This is a genomic window from Streptomyces sp. NPDC006655, assembly GCF_040703965.1.
GTDB lineage: Bacteria > Actinomycetota > Actinomycetes > Streptomycetales > Streptomycetaceae > Streptomyces.
In genome coordinates, this window is record NZ_JBEYJU010000121.1 from 1 (window position 1) to 22,493 (window position 22,493).

The window sequence follows — 22,493 nt, forward strand, 5'->3', positions numbered from 1 at the left end:
TCTACGAGCACAAGGTGTTCGTCCAGGGCGCCGTCTGGAACATCGACTCCTTCGACCAGTGGGGCGTGGAACTCGGCAAGGTCCTCGCCAAGCGCGTGGAACCGGCCCTGACGGAGGGCGCGGACGTCCCCGGCCTCGACCCGTCGACCAAGGCACTGGTGGCCAAGTACCGGGAGCTGCGCGGCCGGTAGGCCCGGAGCCCGGACGTGACAGAGCCCGTACGGCCGACGGCCGTACGGGCTCTCTCAGGCGGGTGTCCTCACGGCGACGCCGGCGGGTACAGCGACCTCGGCAGCTGGGCCGCCGCTGCGGCGTCCAGCAGCCACAGGGTGCGCCTGCGGCCCTTGGCGCCCGCTGCCGGGGCCTGGATCTCACCCGCGCCCGAGAGGGCGATGGCGACGGCCTCGGCCTTGTCCTCACCCGCCGCCAGCAGCCAGACCTCGCGGGCCGAACGGATGGCGGGCAGGGTGAGGGAGACCCGGGTCGGCGGCGGCTTGGGAGCGCCGTGGACGCCCACCACCGTGCGTTCCGTCTCGCGGACCGCGGGCAGCTCCGGGAAGAGCGACGCCACGTGGGTGTCCGGGCCGACGCCCAGCATCAGGACGTCGAAGGTGGGGACCGGACCGTGGTTCTCGGGGTCGGCGGCCTGCGCCAGCTCCGCCGCGTAGGCCTCGGCCGCCGCGTCCACGTCCGCACCCCAGGGGCCGTCCGACGCGGGCATGGCGTGCACGCGCTTCGGGTCCACCGGGACCTGGTCCAGCAGTGCCTCGCGGGCCTGGGTGACGTTGCGCTCCGGATCACCCTCGGGCAGATAGCGCTCGTCGCCCCACCACAGGTCGAGCCTGCTCCAGTCGACGGCGTCCCGGGCGGGCGCCGTGGCCAGGGCCGCGAGCAGACCGTTGCCGTTGCGGCCGCCCGTGAGGACCACGGACGCCTCGCCGCGGGAGGCCTGCGCGTCCACGATCTTCGTGATCAGGCGGGCCGCGGCGGCCTGCGCCATCAGCTCCTTGTCGTGGTGCACGACCAGCTGGGGAGTGCTCATGTCGCCTTCGCCCTCTTCTTCAGCGGTGCCGGTTGCTGCGGCGCCGCCTCTGTCGGGGGAGCCTCGGCAGCGGCGTCGGGAGCCGCCGCGACGGTGACCGGTTCTCCTTTGGGCGACGGCTCCGGGACGGCCGGCGCCGCCGCGGACGCGTTCAGCCGCTCCACACCGAACCGCAGTGCCGACGCGTAGGTGTCGTCCGGGTCGAGCCGGCGCAGCTCCTCCGCGATCAGCTCGGCCGTGTCCCGCCGCTTCAGCGCCACCGCGCGGTCCGGCTGGCCGTCGATGGACAGGGTGGCGAGGGAGCCGTCGGCGCGGTCCAGCGCGATCGGGCCCCGGGTGGTCTGCATACGGACCGCCGTGAGACCGGGGCCCGAGGAGAGCGACCGCTTGACGGGGACGTCCAGGCGGTCCGCGAGCCACATCGCCAGCAGCTCGCAGCTCGGGTTGAACTCCTCGCCCTCCACCTCGACGGCCCGGACCTCGCAGGTCACCTGGTCCAGGGCCGCCGCCAGCATGGAGCGCCAGGGCGTGATCCGGGTCCAGGACAGGTCCGTGTCACCGGGCGTGTAGGCGTCGGCGCGGGCGGACAGCTCCCGTACCGGCTGCTCGGACGCGTAGGTGTCGGTGACCCGGCGCTGGGCGAGGGCGCCCAGCGGGTCCTTCGCCGGGTCGAGCGGGGCGTTCACCGGCCACCAGACGACGACCGGCGCGTCCGGCAGCAGCAGCGGCAGCACCACCGAGTCGGCGTGGTCGGCGACCTCGCCGTACAGCCGCAGCACCACCGTCTCGCCGGTGCCCGCGTCCGCGCCCACCCGGACCTCGGCGTCCAGCCGGGACGCCGTACGGTCGCGGGGGGAGCGGGAGACACGCTTGATGACGACCAGCGTGCGCGACGGGTGCTCGTGCGAGGCGTCGCTGCCCGCCTTCAGGGCGTCGTACGCGTTCTCCTCGTCGGTGACGATGACGAGGGTCAGCACCATGCCCACGGCGGGCGTCCCGATGGCCCGGCGGCCCTGCACCAGCGCCTTGTTGACCTTGGCGGCCGTGGTGTCCGTGAGGTCTATCTTCATGGCCGGCGCCAGCTCCGTCCGTCTCGTGCGAGCATCTCGTCGGCCTCGACGGGCCCCCAGGTGCCCGACTTGTACTGCGCGGGCCTGCCGTGCGTGTCCCAGTACTCCTCGATCGGGTCGAGGATCTTCCAGGACAGCTCGACCTCCTCCGTGCGCGGGAAGAGGTTGGCGTCGCCCAGCAGCACGTCCAGGATCAGCCGCTCGTAGGCCTCCGGGGACGACTCGGTGAAGGACTCGCCGTAGGCGAAGTCCATCGACACGTCCCGGATCTCCATCGAGGTGCCCGGCACCTTGGAGCCGAAGCGGACCGTGATGCCCTCGTCGGGCTGGACGCGGATGACGATCGCGTTCTGGCCCAGCTCCTCCGTCGCCGTGTGGTCGAAGGGGGAGTGCGGGGCCCGCTGGAAGACGACGGCGATCTCGGTGACCCGGCGGCCGAGGCGCTTGCCGGTGCGCAGGTAGAAGGGGACGCCCGCCCAGCGGCGGTTGTCGACCTCGACCTTGACGGCGGCGTAGGTGTCGGTCTTCGACTGGGCGTCGATGCCGTCCTCTTCGAGGTAGCCGATGACCTTCTCGCCGCCCTGCCAGCCGGCCGCGTACTGGCCGCGCACGGTCGACCTGCCCAGGTCCTTCGGGAGCCGGACCGCGCCGAGCACCTTCTCCTTCTCCGCGGCCAGCGCGTCCGCGTCGAAGGAGGCGGGCTCCTCCATGGCGGTCAGCGCCATCAGCTGGAGGAGGTGGTTCTGGATGACGTCACGGGCGGCGCCGATGCCGTCGTAGTAGCCGGCGCGGCCGCCGATGCCGATGTCCTCGGCCATGGTGATCTGCACGTGGTCCACGAAGGACCGGTTCCAGATCGGCTCGAACATGGTGTTGGCGAAGCGCAGCGCAAGTATGTTCTGGACGGTCTCCTTGCCGAGGTAGTGGTCGATCCGGAACACCTGGTCCGGCTCGAACACCTCGTGCACGACCTTGTTGAGCTCCTCGGCCGACTTCAGGTCGTGGCCGAAGGGCTTCTCGATGACCGCGCGCCGCCAGGAGCCGCCGGACTGGTCGGCCAGGCCGTGCTTCTTCAGCTGCTGGATGACCACCGGGAAGGAGCGCGGCGGGACGGACAGGTAGAAGGCGAAGTTGCCGCCCGTGCCCTGCGCCTTGTCCAGCTCCTCGATGGTGGAGCGCAGCCGCTCGAAGGCGTCGTCGTCGTCGAAGGTGCCCTGGACGAAGCGCATCCCCTGGATGAGCTGCTGCCAGACCTCCTCGCGGAACGGGGTGCGGGCGTGTTCCTTGACCGCGTCGTGGACCTCGGCGGCGAAGTCCTCGTGGGCCCACTCGCGGCGGGCGAAGCCGACCAGGGAGAAGCCCGGCGGCAGCAGACCCCGGTTGGCCAGGTCGTACACGGCGGGCATGAGCTTCTTGCGGGAGAGGTCGCCCGTGACGCCGAAGATGACCAGGCCCGACGGCCCCGCGATACGCGGGAGCCGTCGGTCCGCGGGGTCACGAAGCGGGTTCGCTCCGGAACCGGAAAGGAGTGACAAGTGATCAGCCCTCCGAGGGGGCCAGGCGCTCCAGCTCCGCCTGGGTCGACTTGAGCAGGTCGTTCCAGGACGCCTCGAACTTGTCGACGCCCTCGTCCTCCAGGACCTGGACCACGTCGTCGTACGAGATCCCGAGCGCCTCGACGGCGTCGAGGTCGGCGCGGGCCTGCTCGTACGTGCCGGTGATCGTGTCGCCGGTGATCTCGCCGTGGTCCTCGACCGCGAAGAGGGTGGCCTCCGGCATGGTGTTCACCGTGTTCGGCGCCACCAGATCGTCGACGTACATGGTGTCCTTGTACGCCGGGTCCTTCACGCCGGTGGAGGCCCACAGCGGGCGCTGCTTGCGGGCGCCCGCGGACTCCAGCGCGTTCCAGCGGTCGGAGGAGAAGACCTCCTCGTACGCCTGGTAGGCGAGCCGGGCGTTGGCGACGGCGGCCTTGCCGCGCAGCGCCTTCGCCTCGTCGGTGCCGATCCCGTCGAGGCGCTTGTCGATCTCGGTGTCCACCCGGGACACGAAGAACGACGCCACCGAACGGATCTGCGACAGGTCGAGGCCGCGCTCCTTGGCCTTCTCCAGGCCGGTCAGGTAGGCGTCCATGACCTTGCGGTAGCGCTCCAGCGAGAAGATCAGCGTGACGTTGACGCTGATGCCGAGGCCGATGACCTCCGCGATCGCCGGGATGCCCGCCTCGGTGGCCGGGATCTTGATGAGGGTGTTGGGCCGGTCCACCAGCCAGGCCAGCTGCTTGGCCTCGGCGACGGTCGACTTGGTGTTGTGCGCCAGGCGCGGGTCGACCTCGATCGACACCCGGCCGTCCTGGCCGTCGGTCGCGTCGAAGACCGGGCGCAGGATGTCGGCGGCGTCGCGGACGTCCGCCGTGGTGATCATGCGGATGGCCTCTTCGACGGTGACCTTGCGGGCGGCGAGGTCCGAGACCTGCTGGTCGTAGCCGTCGCCCTGGGAGATCGCCTTCTGGAAGATCGTCGGGTTGGTGGTGACGCCCACGACGTGCTGCTGGTCGATCAGCTCGGCGAGGTTGCCGGACGTGATCCGCTTGCGCGACAGGTCGTCCAGCCAGATCGCGACGCCTTCTTCGGAGAGGCGCTTGAGTGCGTCTGTCATGGAATTACATCTCCTACGGGTCGTATGTGAGCGTCAGCGCTGGGCGGCGGCGATGGATTCCCGGGCCTTGTCGGCCACGTTCTCGGCAGTGAAGCCGAACTCCTGGAAGAGCACCTTGCCGTCGGCGGAAGCACCGAAGTGCTCCAGGGAAACGATGCGGCCGGCGTCCCCGACGTACTTGTGCCACGTGAGACCGATGCCGGCCTCGACCGAGACACGAGCCCTGACGGACGGCGGCAGGACGCTGTCCCGGTACCCCTGGTCCTGCTCCTCGAACCACTCCACACACGGCATGGACACGACGCGGGTGGGCACCCCGTCGGCCTCAAGACGCTCGCGCGCCTCGACGGCGACGTGCACCTCGGAGCCGGTGGCGATGAGAATGACCTCCGGGGTCCCGTTCGACGCCTCGAACAGGACGTAACCGCCCTTGACGGTGTCCTCGTTCGGCTCGTACACCGGCACGCCCTGGCGGGTCAGCGCCAGCCCGTGCGGGGCGCCCTTGCCGAACACCTTCGTGTAGCGCCTGAGGATCTCGCGCCAGGCGATCGCGGTCTCGTTGGCGTCCGCCGGGCGGACCACGTTCAGGCCGGGGATGGCGCGCAGCGAGGCGAGGTGCTCGACCGGCTGGTGGGTCGGTCCGTCCTCGCCGAGGCCGATGGAGTCGTGGGTCCACACGTACGTCACCGGCAGGTGCATCAGCGCCGACAGACGCACGGCGTTGCGCATGTAGTCGGAGAAGACGAGGAACGTACCGCCGTAGACACGGGTGTTGCCGTGCAGGGTGATGCCGTTCAGCTCCGCGCCCATCGAGTGCTCGCGGATGCCGAAGTGGATGGTGCGGCCGTAGGGGTCCGCCTCCGGCAGCGGGTTGCCGGCCGGCAGGAACGAGCTGTTCTTGTCGATGGTCGTGTTGTTCGACCCGGCCAGGTCCGCGGAACCGCCCCACAGCTCGGGGATCACCGCACCGAGCGCCTGGAGCACCTTGCCGGAGGCAGCCCGGGTCGCGACGCCCTTGCCGGGCTCGAAGACCGGGATCTTCTCCTCCCAGCCGGTGGGCAGCTCGCCCGCGGCGATCCGGTCGAAGTCGGCGGCACGCTCGGCGTTGTTGTCACGCCACAGCTGGAAGGACTTCTCCCACTCGGCCCTGGCGGCGGCACCGCGCTCCCCGGCCTTGCGGGTGTGCGCGATGACCTCGTCGGCCACGTCGAAGGACTTCTCCGGGTCGAAACCGAGGACGCGCTTGGTGGCCGCGACCTCGTCGTCGCCGAGCGCCGAGCCGTGCGCGGCCTCGGTGTTCTGCGCGTTCGGGGCGGGCCAGGCGATGATCGAGCGCATCGCGATGAACGACGGCCGGTCCGTGACCGCCTTCGCGGCCTCGATCGCGTTGTAGATGGCGTGCGGGTCCAGGTCGCCGTCCGGCTTGGGGGCGATGCGCTGCACGTGCCAGCCGTACGCCTCGTACCGCTTGACGGTGTCCTCGGAGACGGCCGTCTCCGTGTCGCCCTCGATCGAGATGTGGTTGTCGTCCCACAGCAGGATCAGGTTGCCGAGCTTCTGGTGCCCGGCCATCGAGGACGCCTCGGCGGAGATGCCCTCCTGCAGGCAGCCGTCACCGGCGATGCAGAAGATGTAGTGGTCGAACGGCGACTCGCCCTGCGGCGCCTCGGGGTCGAACAGGCCGCGCTCGTAGCGGGCGGCCATGGCCATGCCCACCGCGTTGGCGACACCCTGGCCCAGCGGCCCCGTGGTGGTCTCCACGCCCCGGGTGTGGCCGTACTCCGGGTGGCCCGGGGTCTTGGAGCCCCAGGTGCGGAAGGCTTCGAGGTCCTCCAGCTCCAGGCCGAAGCCGGCCAGGTAGAGCTGCGTGTAGAGGGTCAGCGACGAGTGACCTGCGGACAGCACGAAGCGGTCGCGGCCCACCCAGTCGGGGTCGGACGGGTCGTGCCGCATCACCTTCTGGAAGAGGGTGTACGCGGCCGGCGCCAGGCTCATCGCCGTACCCGGATGGCCGTTGCCGACCTTCTGTACGGCATCGGCGGCCAGGACGCGGGCGGTGTCTACGGCCCGCTGGTCCAACTCGGTCCAGTCGAGGTCTGTGGTGGTCGGCTTGGTGCTCACCCTGAGTCAGGGCTCCTCTCCACATGTTCGGATACCGGTCCACGGGCACACGCCCACACCGGCTGCCGGTGTACCGGGTGCCCACCGGCCGCTGTCGAGCCTACCCCCGTAAGGACGTGCATTTTTTCGAGTGTTTACAGACTGCCGGGCCTCGCGGGGATCTGCCTCCCGACTGGCCGGGAAGGCGTGTCGGCACACGAATGCAGGTGAATACGGAGCCGCTCATCTGACTGCTCAATCGAGCCACCCCACCCCTCTGTCGAGTCCCCCGCCAACACGACCCCACCCCCGCGAAGATCGGGGTATGGGCAACGTCTAAAGTGGCGTGGTACGCGCGAGCCTTCACCGTCAGTTCACACGGCGGGCTCGCTGGGAGTCTCTGTCAGGGGTGTGCGTGACGGCCGTCGAATCCCGTCCAGCGGGGGTACTCGGTGCGAGCGAGAGCCCGAGTCACCGGCCGTTCGGGGCCCGTGTCAAAGCTTTCGTGGCGCTGACCAAGCCACGGATCATCGAGCTGCTGCTCATCACCACCGTTCCGGTGATGTTCCTGGCTCAGCAGGGCGTGCCCGACCTGACGCTGGTGCTGCTCACCTGCGTGGGCGGTTATCTCTCCGCGGGCGGCGCGAACGCGCTGAACATGTACATCGACCGGGACATCGACGCGCTGATGGACCGCACCTCGCAGCGGCCCCTGGTGACCGGCATGGTCAGCCCGCGCGAGTGCCTCGCCTTCGGCATCACCCTGGCGGTCGTCTCCACGCTGTTGTTCGGTTTCACCGTCAACTGGCTGAGCGCCTGGCTGTCACTCGGAGCGCTCCTCTTCTACGTCGTCGTCTACACGATGATCCTCAAGCGCCGTACCTCGCAGAACATCGTCTGGGGCGGTATCGCGGGCTGTCTGCCGGTGCTGATCGGCTGGTCGGCCGTCACGAACTCCATGTCGTGGGCGCCGATCATCCTGTTCCTCGTCATGTTCTTCTGGACGCCGCCGCACTACTGGCCGCTGTCCATGAAGGTGAAGGACGACTACGCGCGCGTGGGCGTGCCGATGCTGCCGGTGGTCGCCTCCAACAAGGTGGTCGCCAAGCAGATCGTCATCTACAGCTGGGTGATGGTCGCCGTCTCCCTGCTCCTCACCCCGCTCGGCTACACCGGCTGGTTCTACACGCTGGTCGCGCTGGTGGCGGGCGGCTGGTGGCTGTGGGAGGCGCACGCCCTGCAGAACCGTGCCAAGGCAGAGGTGACGGGCGGGAAGCTCAAGGAGATGCGGCTGTTCCACTGGTCCATCACCTACGTCTCGCTGCTCTTCGTGGCCGTGGCGGTCGACCCCTTCCTGAGGTAAGGGTCACTCGGCCCTTCCGTCGCCAATCGATCTACCCGTCGGTAGCATCCTGTCCATGGCAGACACGGAGCAGGTGGACAAGAAGGCCGAGCGCAAGGTCGCGCGCCTCGCCCAGCAGATCGGCACCTTCGCCAGGGCCCACGGCGGCGCCGAGGGCCAGGTGGCCTACATCGGCGAACGCGGCGCCCGCATCGTCCTCGTCGGCGAGGACGGCGGCTGGGGCGACCTGGTGGCCCCGACGTACGAGATCGCCGAGCAGGCGGTCGCCAAGTCCGGCATCACCGCCCACGAGTCCTTCGACGGCGACCTCGCGGCGAAGGTGACGACGGGCCCGTACGAGTGGAAGCGCATGGCGGGCATCCAGATCGGCGGCTGATTCGACGCTCGCGGGTGAGCGCCCCGTCAGGGGCGCGAGCAACTGCGCGACAAGCCACCCCCGGCCCGCAGCCGCCCTCGACCCGTACTCCCGAGCTGAACCGCGACTTCGATCCCGTTCACCCGTTAAGACGGTTAAGCAACCGTCGTCCACGGGGAGCCCGGATGATCGACACGCCGTCCCTGGTGGACCAGTACTGCCACGGAGTGCTCCGCACCGAGCTGGGCCTGGGCACCTTCGAGGCCCAGCTCGCCCGCACCGAAGGCCCCCCCGCCCCCGGCACCACCCTCTTCGACACCCAGACCGGTTTCGCGGTACGCCGCTGGTGCCCCCCGCTCCTCGGCCTGGAACCCCACTGTCCGCCCGCCCGCTACCTGGCCCGGCGCCGCGAACTCGGCGTCCTGGAGGCCGGCCGCCGGCTCCTGCGCGGCAGCGGCATCACCACCTACCTCGTCGACACCGGCCTCCCCGGCGACCTCACCGGCCCCACCGAGATGGCCTCCACCGGCGACGCGGAGGCCCGTGAGATCGTCCGCCTGGAACTCCTCGCCGAACAGGTCGCGGACACCTCGGGAACCGTCGAGTCGTTCCTCGCCAACCTGGCCGATTCGGTGCACGGCGCGGCGGCGAACGCGGTCGCCTTCACCTCGGTCGCGGGCCTGCGGCACGGCCTGGCCCTGGCCCCCGAGCCGCCCGGTCCCGGCGAGGTGCGCGGTGCCGCGGGCCGCTGGCTGGCGGCCCGCCGGGTCGGCGGTGAACTGTCCGACCCGGTCCTCCTGCGCCACCTGCTGTGGATCGCGGTGGCCTCCGGTCTGCCCCTGCAACTGCACGCGGGCCTCGCCGAGCCCGGCGCCCGGATCGACCGTACGGATCCGGTGCTGCTCACGGACTTCGTCCGGGCCACCGCGGGCCTCGGCACCGACCTGATCCTGCTGCACGGCTACCCCTACCACCGGCACGCGGCCCATCTGGCCGGGGTCTTCCCGCACGTCTTCGCCGACTCGGGCGCGGCCCTGGTCCGCACCGGGGCCCGGGCCGCCACGATCCTCGCCGAGATCCTCGAACTCGCCCCGTTCGGCAAGATCCTGTTCTCCAGCGGCGCGCACGGCCTGCCGGAACTCCACGTCGTCGGCGCCCGCCTCTTCCGCGAGTCCCTCGCCCGCGTCCTCGGCGCCTGGGTCGCCGAGGGCGCCTGGTCGCCGGCCGACGCCCAGCGTGTGGCCGGGCTGATCGCGGCGGGGAACGCACGCCGGGTCTACGGACTGCGGTGAGCCGTGCCCCGGGACGGCTCCGGGACTACTCTGCGCGGGCGGCCGCCGCGCCCACCGCGTCGTACGACTGGGCGGGCAGCTCGGCGGTGGCCTCGGCGCGTTCCCGCAGGGACAGCAGGACCCGCAGGACACCGATCCACACCAGGCAGGAGCCGAACATGTGGAGGCCCACCAGGACCGTGGGCAGGTGGGTGAAGTACTGGACGTAACCGATCACGCCCTGCCCGAGCAGGATCAGGAACAGCTCGCGGACCCGGTCGCGCGGACCGCGGGGCGCGTCGACGCCCTTGAGGAAGAACCACAGCGCGAAGGTCAGCGACACCACGATCCAGGCGAACACCGCGTGCAGTTCCGCGACGCCCGACCAGCTGACGTCGATGCGCTCGACCTCGCCGGAGTCGCCCGGGTGCGGTCCGGCACCGGTCACCACCGTGCCCGCGGCGATGAGCAGCAGCGACACGGCCACCAGCGCCCACACCAGCTGCCGCACGGCCTTGCCGACCAGCGGGCGCGGCTCCCCGTCGCCCTCGCGGGTGCGCTGCCACATCACCGCGGCGACCGTGATGAGGGCCGTCGCCAGCAGGAAGTGGGCGGCGACGGTGTAGGGGTTGAGGCCGACGAGCACCACGATGCCGCCGAGGATCGCGTTGCCCATCACGATCCAGAACTGCGCCCAGCCCAGCCGGGTCAGGCTGCGCCGGTACGGCTTCTCGGACCGGGCGGCGATGATCGCCCAGCCGACCGCCGCGCACAGCACGTAGGTCAGCATGCGGTTCGTGAACTCGATGGCGCTGTGGTAGCTCAGCGCGGTCGTCGGGGTCAGCGAGCCGTCGGTGCACTCGGGCCAGGTCGGGCAGCCGAGGCCGGAGCCGGTGAGCCGCACCGCACCCCCGGTGACCACGATGACCACCGACATGACGAGCGCGGTGAGGGCGGCCCGCCGGACCGTCCGGGGATCCGGGGTCCAGCGGTCGGCGATGAAGGCGAGCGGGTTGCGCAGGGCCGCAACGACATCGGTGGGGGTCAGCTTTGGCACGAGCACCATGGTAGGGGGCCGCTTGTGCATGCGTTCACGAGGGTCACTCCCAGCGGAAGAAGCGTCCCGCCGCGGCCAGCGCCAGCACCGCCCACACCCCAAGGATCCCCAGGTCGCCCCAGGGCGTCCCGGCACCGTGCTGCAGCACGTCCCGCAGGCCGTCCGAGAGGGCGGAGACGGGCAGCAGGCCGAGCACCGACTGGGCGCCGCCGAACTTGTCCAGCGGGATGACGACCCCGCCGCCCACCAGCAGCAGCAGGAAGACCAGGTTGGCGGCCGCCAGGGTGGCCTCCGCCTTGAGGGTGCCCGCCATCAGCAGGCCCAGGCCGGAGAACGCGGCCGTGCCGAGGACCAGGAGGAGCAGGACCGCGAGCGGGTTGCCGTGCGGGGACCAGCCGAGGGCGAAGGCGATCACCGTCAGCAGGATCACCTGGAGGATCTCGGTGACCAGGACCGACGCCGTCTTCGCCGCCATCAGGCCCCAGCGGGGGAGCGGCGAGGAGGCGAGCCGCTTCAGGACGCCGTACCGGCGTTCGAAGCCCGTGGCGATGGCCTGGCCGGTGAAGGCCGTGGACATGACGGCCAGGGCGAGGATCCCGGGGGCGAGGAAGTCGACCGACTTCCCGGCGCCGGTGTCGACGATGTCCACCGAGCTGAACAGGACCAGCAGGAGGGTCGGGATGACGACGGTCAGCAGCAGCTGCTCGCCGTTGCGCAGCAGCATCCGCGTCTCCAGGGCGGCCTGCGCCGCGATCATGCGGGGCAGCGGGGCGGCGCCCGGCCGGGGGGCGTAGGTACCCGTCGCGGTGGTCATGAGCGCAGCTCCTTGCCGGTCAGTTCGAGGAAGACGTCCTCCAGGGTGTGGCGTTCCACCGAGATCCGGTCCGGCATCACCCCGTGCTGGGCGCACCACGACGTCACCGTGGCCAGCAGCTGCGGATCGACCTTGCCCGTGACCCGGTACGACCCCGGGGTCAGTTCGGCCGCGGTCGAGTCCGCCGGGAGCGCCTTGAGCAGGGAGCCCACGTCGAGTCCGGGGCGGCCGGCGAACCGCAGCGTGTTCTCGGCGCCGCCCCTGCACAGCTCCTCGGGGGAGCCCTGGGCGATCACCCGGCCGGCGTCGATGACGGCGACGTCGTCGGCCAGCTGCTCGGCCTCCTCCATGTAGTGCGTGGTGAGGATGACCGAGACGCCGTCGGTGCGCAGGTCCCGCACCAGGTCCCAGGTGGCGCGGCGGGCCTGCGGGTCGAGCCCGGCGGTCGGTTCGTCGAGGAAGACCAGTTCCGGGCGGCCGACCACGGCCATGGCGAGCGCCAGGCGCTGCTGCTGGCCGCCGGAGAGCCGGCGGTACGAGGTCCGGCCGCAGCTGCCCAGGCCCAGCCGCTCCATCAGCGCGTCCACGTCCAGCGGGTGCGCGTGCAGCTTGGCCACGTGCCGCAGCATCTCGTCGGCGCGCGCGCCCGAGTAGACACCGCCGGACTGGAGCATGACTCCGACTCTGGGGCGCAGCTCGGCGGACTGCCGTACGGGATCGAGGCCCAGGACGCGCACCGAGCCGGAATCCGGTCTCCGGTACCCCTCGCAGGTCTCGATCGTCGTCGTCTTGCCCGCTCCGTTGGGGCCGAGCACGGCGGTCACGCCCGGGCGGGCCACCAGGTCGAGGCCGTCCACGGCGGTCTTCGTGCCGTACCGCTTCACCAGGTCCCGCACCTGGACCACGGGCTCACTTCGCATGGTGACAGAGTCTAAGGACGTCTCCCGTCACCCGGACGGCCGGGTACTGGATCTCCTCCTCACGGGGCCGGTGCACGGCCAGCCACCGCTCGGCGTAGGCGACCGCGTCCGCCACCGGGAAGAGCCGCGCCCCGGCGGCGCCGACCGTGCCGCGCAGGACCACCGGGCGGTCGCGTTCGAAGTCCTGGCCCAGCTCCTCGAAGCGGTCCGAGGTGATCGACACCTCGGTCACCTCCTCCCAGCCGCCGCCCGTGGCGGGCCGCCCGACCCGGACCCGAGGGGCGGGGATCCGGTACTCGGCGAGGTGGAAGGCGGTGCAGGTGTCATAGCCGGTGCCGAGCATCAGCACGCGCGCGTGCAGCGCCTCCAGCCGGGCCAGCGGGCTGTGCTCGCCGAGCCGGCAGTCGGGGGCGTGGCCGTCGAGGATCCGGGCGGCGCGCGGACCGACGGCGGCGAAGGAGGTCTGCGGGTGCGCGCTGCGCACGGCGCCCGGCCAGTTCCGCACGGTTTCCGGGATCACCCCGACCCCGCGCGAGGGCGTGGTCCGGGGGTCGTACGCGGGCATGGTCGCGCGGATCCGCGGCCACCAGTCCTCGGGCACCGGCGGGTCGCGCCACAGCGCCGGGTCGGAGAGATCGCCGGTCTGGGTGGGGACCACCAGGGTGCCGTCCGGGCCGAGGGCGTCGAGGAGCGCCTGGACGGCGGCCACCGGTCCGCCGTTGACCCAGCCGAGCGAGCTGAGCGAGGTGTGGGCCAGGAGGACCTCGCCGGGCCGGACGCCGAGCGCGCGCAGCTGCTCGGTGAGGCTGTCCCGGGTGACAAGGGGGCCGGTCGGAGGGGGTGTGGGCATGGTTCGCGAGTGTTCCGGAGGAGGGCCGTGGCGCGCCACCGGTTTGGCCGAGGACGATCGATCAAAGATCGTTTCCGCAGGTCGGATTAGGTAGACCTAAGTGACGCAGGGCACCGCGCCGTCGCCCGGACGCGGCTTGCCTGCCCCTGAGGAATTACGCAACAATGGCGTTGTGAAAAACGTCGGCGAGGCTCGGGAGACCCCCATGGGGGCCCCGCAGGAAGAGCTCGCGACCGGTGAGCGCTCGACGCGCAACCGGGTCGCGCGGTCGATCCTGGACCACGGCCCGTCGACCGTCACCGAGCTGGCCGGGCGCCTGGGGCTGACCCCGGCGGCCGTGCGCCGGCATCTGGACGCACTGGTCGCCGACGACGTCGTCGAGGCGCGCGAGCAGCGGGTGTACGGCACGCGGACGCGCGGCCGGCCCGCCAAGGTCTTCGCCCTCACCGACTGCGGCCGCGACGCCTTCGACCAGTCGTACGACAAGCTCGCCGCCGACGCGCTGCGCTGGATCGCCGAGCGGGAGGGCGGCCAGGAGGCGGTCGCCGCCTTCGCGCGAGCCCGGATCACCGCCCAGGCGAGCGTCTACCGCAGGGCGATCGAGGGCGTGAGCCCCGACAAGCGCGCCGAAGCGCTGGCCAAGGCCCTGAGCCAGGACGGGTACGCTGCAACGGCGCGCAGCGCACCGGTCGGCGAACAGCTGTGCCAGCACCACTGCCCGGTCGCCCACGTCGCGGAGCAGTTCCCCCAGCTGTGCGAGGCGGAGACGGAGATCTTCGCCGAGCTGCTCGGAACCCACGTCCAGCGGCTGGCGACCATCGCGCACGGCGACGGCGTCTGCACGACGTTCATCCCCAAGACCACGACTTCCACTGACGCATCTGCAAGCACGGCCGGGAGGAACCCCGCATGACTCTCCCCACGGAGACTGCCCACCCTGAGCTCGAAGGCCTGGGCAAGTACGAATACGGCTGGGCCGACTCCGACGTGGCCGGTGCCTCCGCCAGGCGTGGCCTCAGCGAGGAGGTCGTCCTCGACATCTCCGGCAAGAAGTCCGAGCCGGAGTGGATGGCCAAGCTGCGTCTCAAGGGCCTGAAGCTCTTCGAGAAGAAGCCCATGCCGAACTGGGGCTCCGACCTCTCCGGCATCGACTTCGACAACATCAAGTACTTCGTGCGCTCCACGGAGAAGCAGGCGGAGTCCTGGGAGGACCTGCCCGAGGACATCAAGAACACCTACGACAAGCTGGGCATCCCGGAGGCGGAGAAGCAGCGCCTGGTCGCCGGTGTCGCCGCCCAGTACGAGTCGGAGGTCGTCTACCACCAGATCCGCGAGGACCTGGAGGAGCAGGGCGTCATCTTCCTCGACACCGACACCGCCCTGAAGGAGCACCCGGAGCTCTTCAAGGAGTACTTCGGCACCGTCATCCCGGCCGGCGACAACAAGTTCGCCGCGCTGAACACGGCCGTGTGGTCCGGCGGCTCCTTCATCTACGTGCCGAAGGGCGTGCACGTCGAGATCCCGCTCCAGGCCTACTTCCGCATCAACACGGAGAACATGGGCCAGTTCGAGCGGACCCTGATCATCGTCGACGAGGGCGCCTACGTGCACTACGTCGAGGGCTGTACCGCCCCGATCTACAAGTCGGACTCGCTGCACTCCGCGGTCGTCGAGATCATCGTCAAGAAGAACGCCCGCTGCCGCTACACGACCATCCAGAACTGGTCGAACAACGTCTACAACCTGGTCACCAAGCGCGCCGTCGCCTACGAGGGCGCCACCATGGAGTGGGTCGACGGCAACATCGGCTCCAAGGTGACGATGAAGTACCCGGCCGTCTACCTGATGGGCGAGCACGCCAAGGGCGAGACCCTCTCCATCGCCTTCGCGGGCGAGGGCCAGCACCAGGACGCCGGCGCCAAGATGGTCCACATGGCCCCGAACACCTCCTCCAACATCGTCTCCAAGTCGGTGGCGCGGGGCGGTGGCCGTACCTCCTACCGCGGTCTCATCGAGATCGGCGAGGGCGCCCCGGGCTCCAAGTCGAACGTGCTGTGCGACGCGCTGCTCGTCGACACCATCTCCCGCTCGGACACCTACCCGTACGTCGACGTCCGCGAGGACGACGTGTCCATGGGCCACGAGGCGACCGTCTCCAAGGTCTCCGAGGACCAGCTCTTCTACCTGATGAGCCGCGGCCTGAGCGAGGACGAGGCGATGGCGATGATCGTGCGCGGCTTCGTCGAGCCGATCGCCAAGGAGCTGCCGATGGAGTACGCCCTCGAACTCAACCGGCTGATCGAGCTCCAGATGGAAGGCGCGGTCGGCTGACGCCGTCCCCCTCCCGTCAAGCCACTTTTACGCAAGAAAGCGAGCAGACCGACAGCCATGGCTGAGGCTCAGAACACCCCGGTGGGCTCCACCACCGCCGGCGCCATCGCGGTGGCCGCCGAGTCGACCGTCGCCACGCGCATGAGCGCGCCGCCGTCCTTCGACGTCGCGGACTTCCCGGTCCCGCACGGCCGGGAGGAGGAGTGGCGGTTCACCCCGCTGGAGCGCCTGCGCGGGCTGCACGACGGCACCGCCGTCGCCACCGGCGAGGGCGTCAAGGTGGCCGTCGAGGCCCCCGAGGGTGTCACCGTCGAGACCGTCGACCGTGGCGACCCGCGGCTCGGCAGGGCCGGCACCCCGGTGGACCGCGTCGCCGCCCAGGCGTACTCGGCGTTCGAGAAGGCCGGCGTGGTCACCGTCCCCAAGGAGACGGTGCTCACCGAGCCGATCCGGATCGCCGTGCACGGCGAGGGCGGTACCGCCTTCGGCCACCAGGTGATCGAGCTGGGCGCCTTCGCCGAGGCCGTCGTCGTCATCGACCACACCGGTGACGCGGTGCTCGCCGCCAACGTCGACTACCTGCTCGGCGACGGCGCGAAGCTGACCGTCGTCTCCGTCCAGGACTGGGACGACAAGGCCGTGCACGTCGCCCAGCACAACGCCCTGGTCGGCCGGGACGCCACGCTCAAGTCCGTGGTCGTCACCTTCGGCGGCGACGTCGTACGACTGCACCCGCGCGTGTCCTACGCGGGCCCCGGTGGCGAGGCCGAGCTCTACGGCCTGTACTTCACCGACGCCGGCCAGCACCAGGAGCACCGCCTGCTGGTCGACCACAACGCCCCGCACTGCAAGTCCAACGTCGCCTACAAGGGCGCGCTCCAGGGCGAGCAGGCGCACGCCGTCTGGATCGGTGACGTCCTCATCGAGGCCAGGGCCGAGGGCACCGACACCTACGAGATGAACCGCAACCTGGTCCTCACGGACGGCGCGCGCGTCGACTCGGTGCCGAACCTGGAGATCGAGACCGGTGAGATCGTCGGCGCCGGCCACGCCTCCGCCACCGGCCGCTTCGACGACGAGCAGCTCTTCTACCTGATGGCCCGCGGCATCCCGGAGCACGAGGCCCGCCGCCTCGTCGTCCGTGGCTTCTTCGCCGAACTGGTTCAGCAGATCGGTGTCGCCGACATCGAGGAGCGCCTGCTCGCCAAGATCGAGGAGGAGCTGGAGGCCTCGGTCGCATGACAGCCCCCACCGCGTTCGTGCGCGTCTGCGGACTGAGCGAGCTGGAGGAGGACACCCCGAAGCGGGTGGAACTCGACGGCACGCCGGTCTCGGTCGTCCGCACCGAGGGAGAGGTGTTCGCGATCCACGACATCTGCTCCCACGCCAACGTCTCGCTCTCCGAGGGCGAGGTGGAGGACTGCCAGATCGAGTGCTGGCTGCACGGCTCCAGCTTCGACCTGCGCACCGGCAAGCCGTCCGGCCTCCCGGCCACGCGCCCCGTCCCCGTATACCCCGTAAAGATCGAAGGGGACGACGTGCTCGTCTCCCTCACCCAGGAGTCCTGAGGCAATCCATGGCAACGCTTGAAATCCGAGACCTGCACGTCACCGTCGAGGCCGACAACGCCACGAAGGAGATCCTCAAGGGCGTCGACCTCACCGTGAAGCAGGGCGAGACGCACGCCATCATGGGCCCCAACGGCTCCGGCAAGTCGACCCTCGCCTACTCGCTGGCCGGTCACCCCAAGTACACGATCACCGGCGGCACCGTGCTGCTCGACGGCGAGGACGTCCTGGAGATGTCCGTCGACGAGCGCGCCCGCGCGGGCCTGTTCCTGGCGATGCAGTACCCGGTCGAGGTCCCCGGCGTCTCGGTCTCCAACTTCCTGCGCACCTCCGCCACCGCCATCCGCGGCGAGGCCCCCAAGCTGCGCACCTGGGTGAAGGAGGTCCGCGAGGCCATGGAGCGCCTCAGCATCGACCCCTCCTTCGCCGAGCGCAACGTGAACGAGGGCTTCTCCGGCGGTGAGAAGAAGCGCCACGAGATCCTCCAGCTCGAACTGCTCAAGCCGAAGGTCGCGATCCTCGACGAGACCGACTCCGGCCTCGACGTCGACGCCCTCCGCATCGTCTCCGAGGGCGTCAACCGCGTCCGCGAGACCGGCGAGGTCGGCACCCTGCTGATCACGCACTACACGCGCATCCTGCGCTACATCAAGCCCGACCACGTGCACGTGTTCGCCGGTGGCCGGATCGTCGAGTCCGGCGGTCCCGAGCTGGCCGACAAGCTGGAGAACGAGGGCTACGAGGCTTACACGAAGGGCGGCGCATCCGAGTGACACAGTTGCCGGGCCTCCTCGACACCGAGGCGATCCGCAAGGACTTCCCGATCCTGGACCGGCTGGTCCACGACGACCGGAAGCTCGTCTACCTGGACAACGCGGCGACCTCGCAGAAGCCGCGCCAGGTGCTGGACGCCCTGAGCGAGTACTACGAGCGCTACAACGCCAACGTCCACCGCGGTGTGCATGTGCTCGCCGAGGAGGCCACGGCGCTGTACGAGGGCGCGCGCGACAAGGTCGCCGAGTTCATCAACGCGCCCAGCCGCGACGAGGTGATCTTCACCAAGAACGCCTCCGAGTCGCTGAACCTCGTGGCCAACATGCTGGGCTGGGCCGACGAGCCCTACCGGGTGGACCACGAGACCGAGATCGTCATCACGGAGATGGAGCACCACTCCAACATCGTGCCGTGGCAGCTGCTCGCGCAGCGCACGGGCGCGAAACTGAAGTGGTTCGGCCTCACCGACGACGGCCGTCTCGACCTGTCCAACATCAACGAGGTCATCACGGAGAAGACGAAGATCGTCTCCTTCGTGCTGGTGTCGAACATCCTGGGCACGGTCAACCCGGTCGAGACGATAATCCGGCGCGCGCAGGAGGTCGGCGCGCTGGTCTGCATCGACGCCTCCCAGGCCGCCCCGCACATGCCGCTGGACGTGCAGGCCCTCCAGGCCGACTTCGTGGCCTTCACCGGCCACAAGATGTGCGGCCCGACCGGCATCGGCGTCCTGTGGGGCCGCCAGGAGCTGCTCGAGGACCTGCCCCCGTTCCTCGGCGGCGGCGAGATGATCGAGACGGTGTCGATGCACTCCTCGACCTACGCTCCGGCCCCCCACAAGTTCGAGGCGGGCACCCCCCCGGTCGCCCAGGCGGTCGGTCTCGGCGCGGCGATCGACTACCTGAACGCCATCGGCATGGACAAGATCCTCGCCCATGAGCACGCGCTGACGGAGTACGCGGTCAAGCGTCTCACCGAGGTTCCCGAGCTGAAGATCATCGGTCCCGCCACGGCCGAGGACCGGGGCGCGGCGATCTCCTTCACACTCGGGGACATCCACCCGCACGACGTGGGCCAGGTCCTCGACGAGCAGGGCATCGCGGTCCGGGTCGGCCACCACTGCGCCCGTCCCGTCTGCCTGCGCTACGGAATTCCTGCGACCACGCGAGCGTCGTTCTATCTGTACTCCACGCCGGCCGAGGTCGACGCTCTGGTCGAGGGCCTGGAGCACGTACGGAACTTCTTCGGCTGAAGGGCGTGAGCTGAAACCGTGAAGCTGGACTCGATGTACCAGGAAGTCATCCTGGACCACTACAAGAACCCGCACGGGCGTGGTCTCAGGGATGGCGACGCCGAGGTGCACCATGTGAACCCGACGTGCGGCGACGAGATCACCCTCCGAGTGAAGTACGACGGCACCACGATCGAGGACGTCTCGTACGAGGGCCAGGGCTGCTCGATCAGCCAGGCGAGCGCCTCCGTACTGAACGAACTCCTCGTGGGCAAGGACCTGGCGGACGCGCAGAAGATCCAGGAGACCTTCCTGGAACTGATGCAGTCCAAGGGCAGGCTGGAGCCCGACGAGGCGATGGAGGACGTCCTGGAGGACGCCGTCGCGTTCGCCGGGGTCTCCAAGTACCCCGCACGGGTCAAGTGCGCCCTCCTGAGCTGGATGGCGTGGAAGGACGCGACGGCCCAGGCGCTGGCTGGCGCGGCCGACGCCGAAAGGAGGACGGCATGAGCGAGACCGTTGAGATGAAGCCCGCCTCGGAGGAGGAACTCCGTGAGGCGCTGTACGACGTCGTCGACCCCGAGCTGGGCATCGACGTCGTCAACCTCGGCCTGATCTACGGCATTCACATCGACGACGCGAACATCGCGACGATCGACATGACCCTGACCTCGGCGGCCTGCCCGCTGACCGACGTCATCGAGGACCAGGCCAAGTCCGCCACGGACGGCCTCGTCAGCGAACTGCGCATCAACTGGGTCTGGATGCCCCCGTGGGGCCCCGACAAGATCACCGACGACGGCCGCGAGCAGCTGCGGGCGCTCGGGTTCAACGTCTGAGATTCCGCCCCCCCCCGCGCGTGAAAGCGGCGGCACCCGGCTCGGGTCGCCGCCGCTTTTCTGCGTCTCAGCTCAGCCCGTCCACCAGGTCGAAGTAGAAGTCCTCGCGGTTGGTGGTGTTGTAGCCGTACGGGTCCAGGTACAGCTGGAAGTTCTTGTGACGCAGGGCGTAATTGGGGTAGTTCACCGACTGGAACAGTACATCGTTCGAGTACCCCGTCCTCTGGGGGCAGAAGGTGGCGTCCTGCTGGAACAGTCCGCTGCCGTCGTTGCGCTCGGCGCGCAGCACGAAGTTCTGGTGGCGCAGGTACAGCCCGTCGTGCGTGGCGAAGGAGTAACAGGAGCTGTTCGCCAGGCCCTTGACCAGCGAGAAAGTGGAGTCCTGCCGGGACTCGGAGCCGCCTGGCTGGTCCAGCTTGACGTAGCTGCCGCTCACGTGCCAGTACCGGTCCGGGTAGTTGACCGAGCGGACTGAGGTGCCGCCTGCGCCGGTCGGCGTACTCGAACCGCCTGAACCGCCGGAGCCGCCGGAGCCGCCCGCGCCGCCGGAACTTCCTCCTGAGGCGGACGACTTGGAGGGCTTCGCGGCGGACGGCGAGGCCTTCGCACCGCCGGTGCCGTGCTTCCCGCCGGTCGCGTCGGGGGACGGGCTGCCGGACACGGAGGCCGACGACATGCCCGAGATGCCCTTCGGCTGGGTGGCTCCGCCCGAGGTCGTCGGCGAGGCGAAGGAGAGCAGCCCGGGGCCGTTGTCGAGGGCCGCGCCGGTGACCGGCGGAGGCGACGCCTGGTCAGTGGTGTGGTGGCTGACGGCTATCGCGGTGACACAGGCGACGACCGTGGCGATCGCCAGTGTTCCGGCCAGCCAGAGTCTTCGGGTCCCGGGAGCCCGGGAGGTGTCGGGACCCCAGCCGTTCTCCCACTGGGGGTGCGGCGGGGGTTGGGGGGTGGTTTCTGGCATGCGCAATTCCTCCAGCGGCGCCAAGGCAGCGGCAGCCGGGGGTGTGAGGGTGAAGTGGGTGAGGTGTGAAGCAAAGGTGGATCACGGAGGTGCACACACTAGTGGAGCCGTGGGGCTGCCGGGAGCCGTTTGGGCGAGCGTTTTCTGTGAGCATTAAACATCTTCGGGTGGCGGCAGGGGAGTTCGTGACCCACCTGTAGCCGACCGCCCCGGAAACCCCAACTGCGTGGCGCATGAAGCTGTTTGAGGGGAGGGCCGGGGTCTCCGGGGTGCCGGGCGGCCGGTTGTGTACGCCTGTACATAACGTTGCGTACACTCGTACACATGGGATACCTGACGCTCGCCGGCGCCATAGCCGCCGAGGTCGCCGCCACGACGGCGATGAAGTACAGCGACGGCTTCAGCCGACTCTGGCCGACGCTGGTGACGGCGTTGGGGTACGTCGTCTCCTTCCTGCTCCTCGCCCAGACCCTGAAGACCGTGTCGATCGGCACGGCGTACGCGATCTGGGCCGGGGTCGGCACCGCGACCATCGCCGTGCTCGGCCTGCTGCTGTTCGGCGAGGGGCTGTCCCTGGTCAAGGTCGCCGGGATCTTGCTGATCGTCGGGGGAGTGGTGGTCCTGAACCTCGGAGGTGCGCACTGATGCCCCGCCGTTACGACCCGGAGCGCCGGCAGCGGATCATCGAGGCGGCGATCCGGGTGGTCGGCGAGAAAGGGCTTGCCGGCCTCAGTCACCGCTCCGTCGCCGCCGCGGCGGACGTCCCGCTCGGTTCCACGACCTACCACTTCCGCACCCTCGACGAGCTCATGGTCGCCGCACTGCGCCAGGCCAGCGAGGGCTTCGCCAAGGTGATCGCCTCGCGCGGGGGCCTCGAGGACCCGCGGACCGACCTGGCGGCGGAACTGGCGGGCTGGCTGGGCGAGTGGCTGGCCGGTGACCGCACCGGCGTCGAGCTGGAGTACGAGCTCTACCTCGCCGCCCTGCGCCGCCCCGCCCTGCGCCCCGTCGCCGCCGAGTGGGCCGACGACCTGGCCCACCGACTCGCCCACCGCACCGACCCGGTCACGGCACGGGCGCTGGTCGCGCTCATGGACGGGATCTGCCTCCAGGTGCTGCTGACGGGGGCGGAGTACGACGAGGGGTACGCCAGGGAGGCCCTGGCGAGGGTGATCGGCCCGCACCGCGCCTAGGTGTTCTGTCCACGGAGGTTGGTGACGCAGTTCTCGGCTGAGAGATCTTGAAATGGGTGAGGGCCTTCTGGCCTGGTGTGGATTGCGACATCTGTA

At 70.2% G+C, this 22,493-nt stretch carries 23 protein-coding genes and 1 pseudogene; 14 read left to right on the top strand and 10 right to left on the bottom strand.

Going from position 1 to position 22,493, the window contains the following annotated elements:
- Positions 1–191 (top strand): annotated as a pseudogene (locus AB0958_RS39445) (glucose-6-phosphate isomerase); the annotation flags it as partial.
- 68 nt (positions 192–259) lie between these two features.
- Here AB0958_RS39445 and pgl read toward each other — a convergent pair.
- From pgl to tkt, 5 genes are read right to left on the bottom strand one after another with little or no spacing between them, the layout of a single operon-like run.
- Positions 260–1,042, bottom strand: coding sequence for a 6-phosphogluconolactonase (pgl, locus tag AB0958_RS39450; protein ID WP_366895299.1), 783 nt, complete (start codon positions 1,040–1,042; stop codon positions 260–262).
- Complete coding sequence (gene opcA, locus AB0958_RS39455; protein ID WP_366895300.1) at positions 1,039–2,112, bottom strand: glucose-6-phosphate dehydrogenase assembly protein OpcA; 1,074 nt, start codon at positions 2,110–2,112, stop codon at positions 1,039–1,041. The genes pgl and opcA overlap by 4 nt, the downstream gene beginning before the upstream one ends.
- On the bottom strand, positions 2,109–3,647 hold the full coding sequence (zwf, locus tag AB0958_RS39460; RefSeq protein ID WP_366895301.1) for a glucose-6-phosphate dehydrogenase: 1,539 nt from the start codon (positions 3,645–3,647) through the stop codon (positions 2,109–2,111). Before zwf ends, opcA begins: the two co-directional genes overlap by 4 nt.
- A gap of 4 nt (positions 3,648–3,651) precedes the next feature.
- A complete protein-coding gene (gene tal, locus AB0958_RS39465; protein WP_366895302.1) occupies positions 3,652–4,770 on the bottom strand; it encodes a transaldolase in 1,119 nt (372 codons plus the stop codon).
- A gap of 33 nt (positions 4,771–4,803) precedes the next feature.
- On the bottom strand, positions 4,804–6,891 hold the full coding sequence (tkt, locus tag AB0958_RS39470; RefSeq protein ID WP_366895303.1) for a transketolase: 2,088 nt from the start codon (positions 6,889–6,891) through the stop codon (positions 4,804–4,806).
- 388 nt (positions 6,892–7,279) lie between these two features.
- Between tkt and AB0958_RS39475 the strand changes: the two genes are divergently transcribed.
- From AB0958_RS39475 to AB0958_RS39485, 3 genes are all read left to right on the top strand, one after another.
- A complete protein-coding gene (locus AB0958_RS39475; RefSeq protein ID WP_366895304.1) occupies positions 7,280–8,233 on the top strand; it encodes a heme o synthase in 954 nt (317 codons plus the stop codon).
- A 55-nt stretch (positions 8,234–8,288) separates the two neighbouring features.
- Entirely contained in the window at positions 8,289–8,609 is a 321-nt protein-coding gene (locus tag AB0958_RS39480) for a hypothetical protein (RefSeq protein ID WP_366895305.1), read from the top strand.
- A 164-nt stretch (positions 8,610–8,773) separates the two neighbouring features.
- Positions 8,774–9,880 (top strand): amidohydrolase family protein, encoded by a 1,107-nt coding sequence (locus AB0958_RS39485; protein ID WP_366895306.1) that lies wholly within the window; start codon positions 8,774–8,776, stop codon positions 9,878–9,880.
- A 25-nt stretch (positions 9,881–9,905) separates the two neighbouring features.
- On the opposite strand, the gene AB0958_RS39490 is transcribed toward AB0958_RS39485, so the two are convergent.
- The 4 genes from AB0958_RS39490 to AB0958_RS39505 are packed head-to-tail and all read right to left on the bottom strand — an operon-like array spanning position 9,906 to position 13,500.
- Positions 9,906–10,925, bottom strand: coding sequence for a COX15/CtaA family protein (locus AB0958_RS39490; protein ID WP_366895307.1), 1,020 nt, complete (start codon positions 10,923–10,925; stop codon positions 9,906–9,908).
- Between the two features lie 34 nt (positions 10,926–10,959).
- Positions 10,960–11,730 (bottom strand): ABC transporter permease, encoded by a 771-nt coding sequence (locus tag AB0958_RS39495; protein ID WP_366895308.1) that lies wholly within the window; start codon positions 11,728–11,730, stop codon positions 10,960–10,962.
- A complete protein-coding gene (locus AB0958_RS39500) occupies positions 11,727–12,650 on the bottom strand; it encodes an ABC transporter ATP-binding protein (RefSeq protein WP_366895310.1) in 924 nt (307 codons plus the stop codon). The genes AB0958_RS39495 and AB0958_RS39500 overlap by 4 nt, the downstream gene beginning before the upstream one ends.
- Positions 12,640–13,500, bottom strand: a complete 861-nt coding sequence (locus tag AB0958_RS39505) for an AAC(3) family N-acetyltransferase (protein WP_366895311.1) — start codon at positions 13,498–13,500, stop codon at positions 12,640–12,642. Before AB0958_RS39505 ends, AB0958_RS39500 begins: the two co-directional genes overlap by 11 nt.
- Positions 13,501–13,672: 172 nt before the next feature.
- Between AB0958_RS39505 and AB0958_RS39510 the strand changes: the two genes are divergently transcribed.
- The 8 genes from AB0958_RS39510 to AB0958_RS39545 are packed head-to-tail and all read left to right on the top strand — an operon-like array spanning position 13,673 to position 20,243.
- A complete protein-coding gene (locus AB0958_RS39510) occupies positions 13,673–14,413 on the top strand; it encodes a metalloregulator ArsR/SmtB family transcription factor (RefSeq protein ID WP_366895312.1) in 741 nt (246 codons plus the stop codon).
- Positions 14,410–15,831, top strand: coding sequence for a Fe-S cluster assembly protein SufB (sufB, locus tag AB0958_RS39515; protein WP_046733478.1), 1,422 nt, complete (start codon positions 14,410–14,412; stop codon positions 15,829–15,831). Before AB0958_RS39510 ends, sufB begins: the two co-directional genes overlap by 4 nt.
- A gap of 57 nt (positions 15,832–15,888) precedes the next feature.
- On the top strand, positions 15,889–17,073 hold the full coding sequence (sufD, locus tag AB0958_RS39520) for a Fe-S cluster assembly protein SufD (RefSeq protein ID WP_366895313.1): 1,185 nt from the start codon (positions 15,889–15,891) through the stop codon (positions 17,071–17,073).
- A complete protein-coding gene (locus AB0958_RS39525) occupies positions 17,070–17,399 on the top strand; it encodes a non-heme iron oxygenase ferredoxin subunit (RefSeq protein WP_366895314.1) in 330 nt (109 codons plus the stop codon). The genes sufD and AB0958_RS39525 overlap by 4 nt, the downstream gene beginning before the upstream one ends.
- Positions 17,400–17,407: 8 nt before the next feature.
- On the top strand, positions 17,408–18,172 hold the full coding sequence (gene sufC, locus AB0958_RS39530) for a Fe-S cluster assembly ATPase SufC (RefSeq protein WP_132886099.1): 765 nt from the start codon (positions 17,408–17,410) through the stop codon (positions 18,170–18,172).
- A complete protein-coding gene (locus AB0958_RS39535; RefSeq protein ID WP_366895315.1) occupies positions 18,169–19,425 on the top strand; it encodes a cysteine desulfurase in 1,257 nt (418 codons plus the stop codon). The genes sufC and AB0958_RS39535 overlap by 4 nt, the downstream gene beginning before the upstream one ends.
- An 18-nt stretch (positions 19,426–19,443) precedes the next feature.
- Positions 19,444–19,914, top strand: a complete 471-nt coding sequence (gene sufU / locus AB0958_RS39540; protein WP_366895316.1) for a Fe-S cluster assembly sulfur transfer protein SufU — start codon at positions 19,444–19,446, stop codon at positions 19,912–19,914.
- On the top strand, positions 19,911–20,243 hold the full coding sequence (locus tag AB0958_RS39545; RefSeq protein ID WP_094214784.1) for a metal-sulfur cluster assembly factor: 333 nt from the start codon (positions 19,911–19,913) through the stop codon (positions 20,241–20,243). Before sufU ends, AB0958_RS39545 begins: the two co-directional genes overlap by 4 nt.
- A gap of 67 nt (positions 20,244–20,310) precedes the next feature.
- Here AB0958_RS39545 and AB0958_RS39550 read toward each other — a convergent pair whose 3' ends face one another.
- Positions 20,311–21,204: an AbfB domain-containing protein gene (locus tag AB0958_RS39550; protein WP_366895317.1), complete on the bottom strand. Its 894-nt coding sequence runs from the start codon at positions 21,202–21,204 to the stop codon at positions 20,311–20,313.
- A gap of 324 nt (positions 21,205–21,528) precedes the next feature.
- Here AB0958_RS39550 and AB0958_RS39555 point away from each other — a divergent pair, with 324 nt between their 5' ends.
- Together AB0958_RS39555 and AB0958_RS39560 are read left to right on the top strand one after the other, a co-directional pair.
- Positions 21,529–21,849 (top strand): multidrug efflux SMR transporter, encoded by a 321-nt coding sequence (locus AB0958_RS39555; protein ID WP_366895318.1) that lies wholly within the window; start codon positions 21,529–21,531, stop codon positions 21,847–21,849.
- Positions 21,849–22,397: a TetR family transcriptional regulator gene (locus tag AB0958_RS39560; RefSeq protein ID WP_366895319.1), complete on the top strand. Its 549-nt coding sequence runs from the start codon at positions 21,849–21,851 to the stop codon at positions 22,395–22,397. The genes AB0958_RS39555 and AB0958_RS39560 overlap by 1 nt, the downstream gene beginning before the upstream one ends.
- The last annotated feature ends 96 nt before the right edge of the window (positions 22,398–22,493 follow it).

What these genes read in the sequence shown, in the direction of transcription:
- pgl (WP_366895299.1), bottom strand. Translation starts at nt 1,042, where the DNA reads ATGAGCACTCCCCAGCTGGTCGTGCACCACGACAAGGAGCTGATGGCG.
- opcA (WP_366895300.1), bottom strand. Translation starts at nt 2,112, where the DNA reads ATGAAGATAGACCTCACGGACACCACGGCCGCCAAGGTCAACAAGGCG.
- tal (WP_366895302.1), bottom strand. Translation starts at nt 4,770, where the DNA reads ATGACAGACGCACTCAAGCGCCTCTCCGAAGAAGGCGTCGCGATCTGG.
- AB0958_RS39480 (WP_366895305.1), top strand. Translation starts at nt 8,289, where the DNA reads ATGGCAGACACGGAGCAGGTGGACAAGAAGGCCGAGCGCAAGGTCGCG.
- AB0958_RS39485 (WP_366895306.1), top strand. Translation starts at nt 8,774, where the DNA reads ATGATCGACACGCCGTCCCTGGTGGACCAGTACTGCCACGGAGTGCTC.
- AB0958_RS39490 (WP_366895307.1), bottom strand. Translation starts at nt 10,925, where the DNA reads ATGGTGCTCGTGCCAAAGCTGACCCCCACCGATGTCGTTGCGGCCCTG.
- AB0958_RS39495 (WP_366895308.1), bottom strand. Translation starts at nt 11,730, where the DNA reads ATGACCACCGCGACGGGTACCTACGCCCCCCGGCCGGGCGCCGCCCCG.
- AB0958_RS39500 (WP_366895310.1), bottom strand. Translation starts at nt 12,650, where the DNA reads ATGCGAAGTGAGCCCGTGGTCCAGGTGCGGGACCTGGTGAAGCGGTAC.
- AB0958_RS39505 (WP_366895311.1), bottom strand. Translation starts at nt 13,500, where the DNA reads ATGCCCACACCCCCTCCGACCGGCCCCCTTGTCACCCGGGACAGCCTC.
- sufB (WP_046733478.1), top strand. Translation starts at nt 14,410, where the DNA reads ATGACTCTCCCCACGGAGACTGCCCACCCTGAGCTCGAAGGCCTGGGC.
- sufD (WP_366895313.1), top strand. Translation starts at nt 15,889, where the DNA reads ATGGCTGAGGCTCAGAACACCCCGGTGGGCTCCACCACCGCCGGCGCC.
- AB0958_RS39525 (WP_366895314.1), top strand. Translation starts at nt 17,070, where the DNA reads ATGACAGCCCCCACCGCGTTCGTGCGCGTCTGCGGACTGAGCGAGCTG.
- sufC (WP_132886099.1), top strand. Translation starts at nt 17,408, where the DNA reads ATGGCAACGCTTGAAATCCGAGACCTGCACGTCACCGTCGAGGCCGAC.
- AB0958_RS39545 (WP_094214784.1), top strand. Translation starts at nt 19,911, where the DNA reads ATGAGCGAGACCGTTGAGATGAAGCCCGCCTCGGAGGAGGAACTCCGT.
- AB0958_RS39550 (WP_366895317.1), bottom strand. Translation starts at nt 21,204, where the DNA reads ATGCCAGAAACCACCCCCCAACCCCCGCCGCACCCCCAGTGGGAGAAC.
- AB0958_RS39555 (WP_366895318.1), top strand. Translation starts at nt 21,529, where the DNA reads ATGGGATACCTGACGCTCGCCGGCGCCATAGCCGCCGAGGTCGCCGCC.
- AB0958_RS39560 (WP_366895319.1), top strand. Translation starts at nt 21,849, where the DNA reads ATGCCCCGCCGTTACGACCCGGAGCGCCGGCAGCGGATCATCGAGGCG.